1 protein-coding gene is annotated in these 10,212 nt (G+C 76.2%); it reads right to left on the bottom strand.

The features are described 5' to 3' along the window. Positions 1 to 10,152, bottom strand: coding sequence for a type I polyketide synthase (locus tag HUV60_RS29565; protein WP_257851403.1), 10,152 nt, complete (start codon positions 10,150 to 10,152; stop codon positions 1 to 3). Positions 10,153 to 10,212: the final 60 nt, after the last annotated feature.

Raw genomic sequence — 10,212 nt, 5'->3', positions numbered from 1 at the left:
TCAGGAGATGCCGAGGTCGTTCTCGATGAAGCTGAAGATCTCGTCCGCGTCCGCGGACCGGATCCGGTCGCCGATGTCGTCACCGGTGCCGGCCGTGGTGACGGCGGTGGTGGTGGTACTGCCGGTGAAGTGCCCGAGCAGGGACTGCAGGCGGGAGCCGATGCGGTCGCGTCGGGTGTCGTCCTGGGGCAGGGCGGCCAGGAGCGTCGCCAGGGAGTCCAGTCCGGCGAGGACGGCTCCGGCGGCGTCGGTGTCGTCGGTGAGCCGACCGCGCAGGTATGCGGCGAGCGCGGTGGCGTTCGGCTGGTCGAACAGGAGGGTGGCGGGCAGGGCCAGGCCGGTGGCGGCGCCGATCCGGTTGCGCAGCTCGACGGCCATGAGGGAGTCGAAGCCGAGGGCGTTGAAGGCCGTCGAGGCGCCGACGCGGTCAGTACCGGTGTGGCCGAGGACGGCAGCGGCCTCGGTGCGTACCAGGGCGGTGAGGGTGCGGTCGCGCTCGGCGGCGGACTGCCCGGCGAGCCGCTCGCGCAGGGCGTGCGGGGCTGCCGCGGTGGTGTCCGGGCGCTGGGCCGGCAGGTCGCGGACCTCGGGGAGTTCGGCGAGCAGCGGACTGGGCCGGGAGGTGGTGAACCCGGGCGCGAAGCGGGCCCAGTCGATGTCGGCGACGGCGAGGACGGCGTCGGCCCGCGCGGCGGCCCGGCCGAGGGCGTCGGCCGCCCGCTCGGGTTCGAGCGGGTTGACGCCGCTGCGGCGCATCCGCGCCTCGCTGTCGGCGACGGCGGTGGCCATGCCTCCTCCGGCCCAGGGTCCCCAGGCCAGCGAGGTGGCGGGCAGTCCGGCGGCCCTGCGCTGTTCGGCGAGGGCGTCCAGGTAGGCGTTGGCCGCCGCGTAGTTGGCCTGGCCGATGGTGCCGAGGGTGCCGGAGACCGACGAGTACAGGACGAACGCGGTGAGGTCGCGGTCGCGGGTCAGCTCGTCCAGGTTGCGGGCGGCGGCCAGCTTGGGCCGCAGGACGCGGTCCAGGGCGGCGGGGTCCATGCCGTCGATGAGCCGGTCGTCGAGGACGCCCGCGGTGTGCACGACGGCGTCGACGGGGTGTTCGGCGAGCAGCGCGGCGAGCGCGTCCCGGTCGGCGGTGTCGCAGGCGGCGAGGACGAGTTCGGTACCGGTGCCGGCGAGGGTTTCCTGAAGGCGGGCGGCGCCTTCGGAGCCGGGCCCGGAGCGGCTGACGGCGACGATGCGTGCGGTGCCCCGGGCCGCGAGCCAGGTGGCGGTGCGCAGGCCGAGCGCTCCGGTGGCGCCGGTGAGCAGGACGGTCCCGGTCCAGTCGGGGGTGGTCGGTGCGGGCGCGCCGGCCGGTGCGTGTTCGAGGCGGCGCAGGAAGGTGGCCGAGGGGCGGACGGCGATCTGGTCCTCGGCGCCGTCGGTGAGGGCCGCGGCGAGGCGGCGGGCGATGTCGGCGGTGACCTCGGTGCCGGTGCCGCCGGGCAGGTCCACCAGTCCGCCCCACAGCTGGGGGTGTTCGAGGGCCGCGGTGCGGCCCAGGCCCCACACGGCTGCCTGCTCGGGTTCGGCGGGCGCCTCGCTCCCGAGGACTCCTACCGCGCCCGCGGTGAGCGCCCACAGGCGGACCGGGTCCGTGCCCGCGGCGCCGTCGGCGAGGGCCTGGACGAGGGCGGCGGTCGCGGCGAGGCCGGCCGGGACCGCCCGGTGGCCGGGCAGCGGTGCGGTGTCGGCGGCGAGCAGGGACAGCACGCCCGTCCAGGCCGGCCCGTCGTCCTGCCGCAGGGCGGTGAGGGCGGAGGCCAGGAGGGCGCGGTCGGCGGTGGCGCAGTCGACGGGCAGGACGTGGACGTGGGCGCCGTGCGAGGTGAGTGCCTCGGCGACGGAGGTCGCCCAGGGGCCGCCGTGGACGCGGTCGGGGACGGTGAGGACCCAGGTACCGGTGAGGGTGGCGGCGCTGCCGTCGGCGGCGGGCCGCCACACCGCGCGGTGCTCCCAGCGCCCGATCTCCGCGTCCTTGCGGTCCTCGTCGCGCCAGGCGGCGAGGGCGGGCAGGACGGCGCTGAGCGGGGCGTCGGTGTCGACGTGGAGCCGCGCGGCGAGGGCCATGGGGTCGGCGGCCTCGACGAGTTCCCAGAACGCGCTGTCGTGGGTGCGCGCGGCGGGCGGCGCGGACGGCTCCAGCCAGAAGCGCTCGCGCTGGAAGGCGTACGTCGGCAGGGCCACGGGCCGGGCTTCGGCGTCGTCCTGGGCGGCGGGCGCCTTCCCGTGTCCGTGGGCGTGCAGGGTGGCGGCCGCGAGCAGCGCGGCGCGGTTCTCGGGCACGCCGCGGCGCAGCAGGGGGACGGCGGTCATCGTCGCCGGGTCGGTGATGCCGTCCTGGACGAGGGTGGTGAGGGTGGCGTCGGGGCCCAGTTCGAGGCAGTGGGTGACGCCGTCGGTCTCCAGTGCGCGGACCGCGTCGGCGAAGCGGACGGCCTGGCGGACGTGACGGACCCAGTAGTCGGGGGTGATCAGGTCGTCGCCGGTGGCAAGGGCGCCGGTCAGGTCGGACACGACGGGCACGGCGGGGACGGTGTAGCGGACCCGGGCGGCGACGGCGCGGAAGTCGTCGAGCATGGCGTCCATCAGGGGCGAGTGGAAGGCGTGGCTGACCCGCAGGCGTCGGGTTCTGCGTCCGCGCGCGGTGAACTCGGCGGCGATCTCCTCCACGTCCTTCTCCTCGCCGGAGACGACCACCGAGACCGGTCCGTTGACCGCGGCGATCGCGACGCGGTCGGCGCGGCCCTCCAACAGCGGCAGGGCCTCTGCCTCGGTGGCTTCCAGGGCTGCCATGGCGCCGCCCTCGGGCAGGTTCTGCATGAGCCGGCCGCGGCCGGCGACGAGGGCGCAGGCGTCGTCGAGGTCGAAGACCCCGGCGGCGTGCGCGGCGGTCACCTCTCCGATGGAGTGTCCGGCGAACACGTCGGCGCGGATGCCCCAGGACGTCGCCAGGGCGTGGGCGGCGGTGCCGAACGCGAACAGGGCGGCCTGGGTGTGGGCGGTGCGGTCCAGGAGCGCGGCCTCGTCGCTGCCCTCGGCGGCGAGGACCACGTCGCGCAGCGGCGGTCCGTCGAGGTGACGGTCGAGTTCGGCGCAGACGGTGTCGAACGTCTCGGCGAACACGGGGTGGGCGGCGTACAGGTCGCGGCCCATGCCGGGGTGCTGGGCGCCCTGGCCGCTGAACAGGACGGCGAGGCGGCCGCCGTCGGCAGTGCCGGTGACCACGTGCGCGGCGCCTTCGCCGGAGGCGACGGCGGCGAGACCGGTGAGGAGTTCCTCGCGGTCGGTGGCGACGACGGCGGCGCGGTGCGGGTGCGGGTGGCGGGCGGCGGTGAGGGTGTGGGCGATGTCGCGGGGGTCGTCGTCGTGGTTCAGCAGGTGGGTGCGCAGCCGGGCGGCCTGGGCGCGCAGCGCCTCGGGGGTGTGCCCCGAGACGGGGTGGACGCGCGGCAGCAAGGATGGTGCCGGCCGGCCGGGGGCCGGCTCGGGGGCGGGCGCCTCCTCCAGGACGAGGTGGGCGTTGCTGCCGCTGATGCCGAAGGACGACACGCCCGCACGGTGCGGCCGGCCCTCCTGGGCGGGCCAGGGGCGGGCCTCGGTGAGCAGGTCGATGGTTCCGCCGGACCAGTCGATGTGCGGGGAGGGTTCGTCGACGTGCAGGGTGGGCGGCAGCTCGCCGTGGCGCATGGCCATGACCATCTTGATGACGCCGGCGGCGCCCGCGGCGGCCTGGGTGTGCCCGAAGTTGGACTTGGCGGAGCCCAGCAGCAGGGGCTGCCCCTCGGGCCGTTCGCGGCCGTACGTGGCGAAGAGGGCCTGGGCCTCGATGGGGTCGCCGAGGGTGGTGCCGGTGCCGTGCGCCTCGACGGCGTCGACGTCGGCCGGGGAGAGCCCGGCCGAGGCGAGCGCCTGGCGGATGACACGTTCCTGGGAGGGGCCGTTGGGGGCGGTCAGGCCGTTGGAGGCGCCGTCCTGGTTGGTGGCGGAGCCACGGACCACGGCCAGTACCCGGTGACCGTGGCGGCGGGCGTCGGAGAGGCGTTCCAGCAGGAGCATGCCGACGCCCTCGGAGAAGCTGGTGCCGTCGGCGGAGGCGGCGAAGGCCTTGCAGCGGCCGTCGGCGGCCAGGCCGTTCTGGGCGGTGAACTCGGTGTAGGTGCCGGGTGTGGCCATGACGGTGACCCCGCCGGCCAGGGCCATGGTGCATTCGCCCTGGCGCAGGGCGTGGGCGGCGAGGTGCAGGGCGACCAGGGCTGAGGAGCAGGCGGTGTCGACCGTCATGGTCGGCCCCTCCAGACCGAAGGTGTAGGCGACCCGGCCGGAGATGACGCTGCCGGAGACGCCGAGTCCGATGTAGCCCTCCATGCCTTCGGGGATGTCGGAGAGTCCGGAGGCGTAGCCGGAGCCCATCGCACCGACGTAGACGCCGGTGCGGCTGCCGCGCAGGGACAGCGGGTCGATCCCGGCGTGTTCGAGGACCTCCCAGGAGGTCTCCAGGAGCAGTCGCTGCTGGGGGTCCATGGCGAGGGCCTCGCGGGGTGCGATGCCGAAGAGGGCGGCGTCGAAGTGGGTGGCTCCGTGCAGGAATCCGGCTTGCAGGCCCGGCAGCCGGTCCAGGTCCCAGCCGCGGTCGGTGGGGAAGGCTCCGATGGCGTCACCGCCTTCGGAGACGAACCGCCACAGGTCCTCCGGCGAGTTGACACCGCCGGGGTACTGGCAGGCCATGCCGACGATGACGACCGGGTCGTCGTCGGCCGCGGCGACCGTGCTGGGGGCCGACTGCTCGGTGGTGCCCGCGAGTTCCCGGGCCAGGTGGCGGGCGAGGACGCTGGGGCGGGGGTGGTCGAAGACGAGCGTGGCGGGCAGCCGCAGGCCGGTCTCGGCGCTGAGGCGGTTGCGCAGGTCGACGGAGGTGAGCGAGTCGAAGCCGAGGTCCTTGAAGGACTGTTCGCCGTCGACCGCGCCGGCCGAGCCGTGGCCGAGGGCGACGGCGGCGTGGCGGCGCACCAGGTCCGAGAGCAGCCGTTCCTGATCGGGTCCGGACAGTCCGGCCAGGCTGCGGCCGAGCGCGGAGGAGTCGGCGTCGGCGGAGCGGGCGGCGCGGCGGGCGGGTGCCGGGACGAGGCCGTGCAGCAGGGCGGGCAGGCGTCCGGTCGCGGCGGCGGAGCGCAGCGCGGCGGCATCGGTGCGCAGCGGCGCGAGGAGGGGTTCGCCGGTGGTGACGGCCTCGTCGAGGAGGCGCAGAGCCCGGTCGGGGGCGAGGGCGGGCAGCCCGGAGGCCGCGATGCGGCGCCGGTCGTCCTCGCCGAGCCCGCCGGTCATGCCGCTGTCGTGGTCCCACAGGGTCCAGGCCAGGGAGGTGGCGGGCAGGCCGGTCGCCCGGCGGTGGTGGGCGAGGGCGTCCAGCACGGTGTTGGCGGCGGCGTAGTTGGCCTGTCCGGCTCCGCCGAGGAGGCCGGAGGCGGAGGAGAACAGGACGAAGGCGGTGAGGTCGGCGTGGCGGGTCGCCGTGTGCAGGGCGAGCGCGGTGTCCGCCTTGGCACGCAGCACGGGGGCGAGCCGGTCGGGGGTGAGTGAGCCGAGGACGCCGTCGTCGAGGACGCCCGCGGTGTGGACGACGGCGCGCAGCGGCCGGTCGGCGGGCAGCGCGGCCAGGGCGGCGGCGAGGGCGTCGGGGTCGGCGGCGTCGCACGCCTCGACGCGGACGACGGCGCCGTGGGCGGTGAGTTCGTCGGCGAGGTCGCGGGCGCCCGGGGCGTCGGGGCCGCTGCGGGAGAGCAGCAGCAGGGAGCGTACGCCGTGGGCGGTGACGAGGTGGCGGGCGACGAGGGCGCCGAGCGCGCCGGTGCCGCCGGTGACCAAGGCCGTGCCGTCGGCGTCCCAGGCGGGTGCGGCGTCGGCGGCGGGCGTGCGGACCAGCGCCGGGGTCAGCAGCCTGCCCTCGCGCAGCGCGAACTGGGGTGCGCCGGTGGCGACGGCGGCGGTGAGCGCGGCGCGGGACGCGTCGGTGTCGTCGAGGTCGGCGAGGACGAGACGGCCGGGGTTCTCGGTCTGTGCGGCGCGGACCAGGCCCCACACGGCGGCGGCGGCGAGGTCGGTGACGTCCTCACCGTCGTCGGCGGCGACGGCGCCGCGTGTGACGACGACGATCGGAGCACCGCCGGTGCGCGGGTCGGCCGGCAGTGTCTGCAGGGCGGTGAGGGCGCGGGCGGCGATGCCGGCGGGGGTCTCGTCGGGGCGGGAGGCGTACGGCAGGACGGCGGCGGCGCAGGAGTCCTCGTCGGCGTCGAGCCGCGGCCAGGAGGGAAGCAGGCCCGCCGGGGCGTCCCCGGCCAGGCGCCAGCCGTCGGTCCCCGGCGTGGCCGGGAGTTCGGCGGCGGTCCAGCGCACCGCGTACAGGGCGCCGTCGGCGGGACGTGCGGTGTCGAGGGCGCCGACGGCGACCGGGCGGCTGACGAGGGAGTCGACGGTGGCGACGGGGCGTCCGGTGCCGTCGGCGAGGTGCAGACGTACGGCGCCCGAGGTGCCGGTCTCCAGGCGGACCCGCAGGCCGGTGGCGCCGACGGCGTGCAGGGTGACGCCGCTGAACGCGAACGGCAGGCCCACGGCGCCCGGTTCACCGGCGTCGTCGCCACCGCCGGCGAGCTGGACGTGCAGGGCGGCGTCGAGGAGTGCGGGGTGCAGTCCGTAGCGGGCGGCGTCGCGGTGCTGGTCCTCGGGGAGGGCGACCTCGGCGTACCGGATGTCACCGGACTGCCAGGCGGCGCGCAGGCCCTGGAAGACGGGCCCGTACTGGTAGCCCTGGTCGGCGAGTGCCTGGTAGAAGCCGTCCAGGGGGACGGGCCGGGCGTCGGCGGGCGGCCATGCGGCCGGCTCGGCCTCGGTGGCGGCGGGTGCCGGGGCGAGGACGGCGGTGGCGTGCCGGGTCCACGGGGAGTCGTCGTCGGCGTCGGGACGGGAGTGCACGGTGACGGGGCGGTGGCCCGTGGGGTCGGGGGTGCCGAGGGCGATCTGGAGCTGGACACCGGCGGTGTCCGGGAGCACCAGCGGGGCTTCCAGGGTGAGGTCGTCGAGGAGGCCGCAGCCGACCTCGTCGCCGGCGCGCAGGACGAGTTCGACGAACGCCGTACCGGGCAGCAGGACGGTTCCGGACACGGTGTGGTCGGCGAGCCAGGGCTGGGCGCGGGTGGACAGGCGGCCGGTGAGCAGCACCCGGTCGTCGTCGGCGACGCGGACAACGGCGCCGAGCAGCGGGTGCCCGGTTCCGGTCAGGCCGGCGCCGGTGACGTCGGCGGTGGTGAGGGCGGGCGGCAGCCAGTAGCGGTCCCGGGTGAAGGCGTAGGTGGGCAGGGCGATGCGCGGGTCGGCCGGGTCGCCGCCCAACAGCGCGTCGAGGTCGACGCGGACGCCGTGCGCGTGGGCGGCGGCGACGGCGGCGAGCAGGGTGTCGCGTTCGGGACGGTCCTTGCGCAGCAGCGGCACGCAGACCCGGTCGGTGGTGTCGTCGGGCAGGCAGGAGCGGGTGAGCGCGGTGAGGGTGGCGTCGGGGCCGAGTTCGAGGTAGCGGGTGACGCCGTGGGCGGCGAGCCAGCCGACGCCGTCGGCGAAGCGGACCGTGTGGCGCAGGTGGCGCACCCAGTAGTCGGCGGAGGCCAGTTCCTCGGCGGTGGCGGGGCCGCCGGTGAGGTTGGAGACGAGGGTGAGGCGCGGCGGATGCGCGGTGACGCTCTCGGCGACGGTACGGAAGTCGTCCAGGGCGGCGTCCATGCGCGCCGAGTGGAAGGCGTGCGAGACGCGCAGCCTGCGGGTGGTCCGGCCGCGGGCGGCGAGTTCGGCGGCGACGGCCTCGACGGCGGTGGTGTCGCCGGAGATGACGGTGGCGCGCGGGCCGTTGACGGCGGCGACCGACACGGCGTCGGCGTGCCCGGCGAGCAGCGCGGTCACCTCGTCCTCGGCGGCCTCCACGGAGACCATGGCGCCGCCCTCGGGCAGGGCCTGCATGAGCCGGCCGCGGGCGGCCACCAGACGGCAGGCGTCGGGCAGCGACCACACTCCGGCGACGTGCGCGGCGGACAGTTCGCCCAGGGAGTGCCCGAGGACGTACTTGGGGGCGATGCCCCACGACTCCAGGAGGCGGAAGAGGGCGACCTCGACCGCGAACAGCGCCGGCTGGGCGAGGCCTGTCCCCCGCAGTGCCTCGTCGTCCGGGGCGCCGAGGACCGTGTTCTTGAGGGACTTGAGGGACTTGGGGGACTTGGGGGACTTGGGGGACAGTCCGAGTTCGGGGTCGAGGTGGGCGCAGACCTGGTCGAAGGCGCGGGCGTACGCGGGGAACGCGGCGTACAGGTCGCGGCCCATGCCGGGCCGCTGGGCGCCCTGCCCGGGGAAGAGGAAGGCGGTCGCGCCGCGCAGGGTGCGGCCGGTGACGACGGCGGGGTGTTCCTCTCCCGCGGCGAGGGCCCGCAGGGCGTCGCGGGCTGTGGTCGTGTCCTCGGCGAGGACGACGGCGCGGTGCTCGAAGGACTGCCGGGTCGCGGCGAGAGCACGGGCGGTGACGTGCGGGTCGTCGCCGGGGTGGGCGTCGGTGTGGTCGAGCAGGCGGGCCGCCTGGCCGCGCAGGGCCTCGGCGCCGCGCGCGGACAGCAGCCACGGGGCGAGGGGCAGCCGTACGGCGGCCGCGGGGGCCGTCCCGGTCTCCTGGGCCTCCTCTTCCGGCTCCTCGGGGGCGGCCTCCAGGACGGTGTGCGCGTTGGTGCCGCTGATGCCGAAGGAGGACACGGCCGCGCGGCGCGGGCGTCCGGGGGTGAGGGGCCAGTCGACGGGCTCGGTGAGCAGCCGTACGTGACCGGCGTCCCAGTCGACGTGCGTGGACGGCTTGTCCACGTGCAGGGTGAGGGGCAGTCGGCCGTGCTGGAGCGCCATCACCGTCTTGATGACGCCCGCGACTCCGGCGGCGGCCTGGGTATGACCGAGGTTGGACTTCAGGGAGCCGAGGAACAGGGGCCGCTCGGTGTCCTTGGCGCGGCCGTAGGTGGCGAGCAACGCCTGGGCCTCGATGGGGTCGCCGAGGGTGGTGCCGGTGCCGTGGGCCTCGACGGCGTCGACGTCGGCGGCGGTGATACCGGCGTTCGCGAGGGCCTGTTCGATGACGCGCTGCTGGGCGGGCCCGTTGGGTGCGGTCAGCCCGTTGGAGGCGCCGTCGGAGTTGACGGCGGAGCCGCGGACCACGGCGAGGACCGGGTGCCCGTTGCGGCGGGCGTCGGAGAGGCGTTCGACCAGGAGCAGGCCGACGCCCTCGGACCAGCCGGTGCCGTCGGCGGCGTCCGCGAAGGCCTTGCAGCGGCCGTCGGGGGCGAGCCCGCGCTGGCGGCTGAACTCGAACAGCAGGCCGGGGGTGGCCATGACGGCGACGCCGCCCGCCATCGCGAGGTCGCACTCCCCGGCGCGCAGCGCCTGCACCGCCCAGTGCAGGGCGACCAGGGAGGACGAACAGGCGGTGTCGACGGTGACGGTGGGGCCTTCGAGGCCGAGGACGTAGGAGATGCGGCCGGAGGCGACGGAGGTCGCGTTCCCGGCGAGCATCAGGCCGTGCAGATCCTCGGGGATCTCGACCGGGCCCTGCCCGTAGCCGGCGGTGGCGGCGCCGACGAACACGCCGGTGGCGCTGCCGCGCAGGGTCTGCGGGCGGATCCCGGCGCGCTCCAGGAGTTCCCAGGAGGCCTCCAGCAGGATCCGCTGCTGCGGGTCGGTGGCCAGTGCCTCGCGGGGGCTCATGCCGAAGAAGGCGGCGTCGAAGGAGGCTGCGTCGTGCAGGAAGCCGCCCTCTCGGGTGGAGAAGGTGCCGGGTCGGTCGGGGTCGGGATCGTAGCGGTCCTCGATGTCCCAGCCGCGGTCGTCGGGCAGTGCGCCGATGGCGTCGCCGCCCTCGTCGACGAGGCGCCACAGATCCTCGGGGGTGCGGATGCCGCCGGGGAAACGGCAGCTCATCGCGACGATGGCGATCGGCTCACGGCCCCGGTCCTCGACCTCGCGCAGCTTGCGGCGGGTCTGCCGGAGTTCGCCCGTGACCCGCTTGAGGTATTCCACGTACTTGTCGTCGTCAGCCACGTGTGTCACTTCCTTGAACCGGGCGAGCCGGGGCGTCGGGTGCGTGCGGGACCGGCGGGG

Source organism: Streptomyces sp. KMM 9044 (assembly GCF_024701375.2).
GTDB lineage: Bacteria > Actinomycetota > Actinomycetes > Streptomycetales > Streptomycetaceae > Streptomyces.
This window is presented reverse-complemented; position numbering and strand designations above follow the sequence as displayed.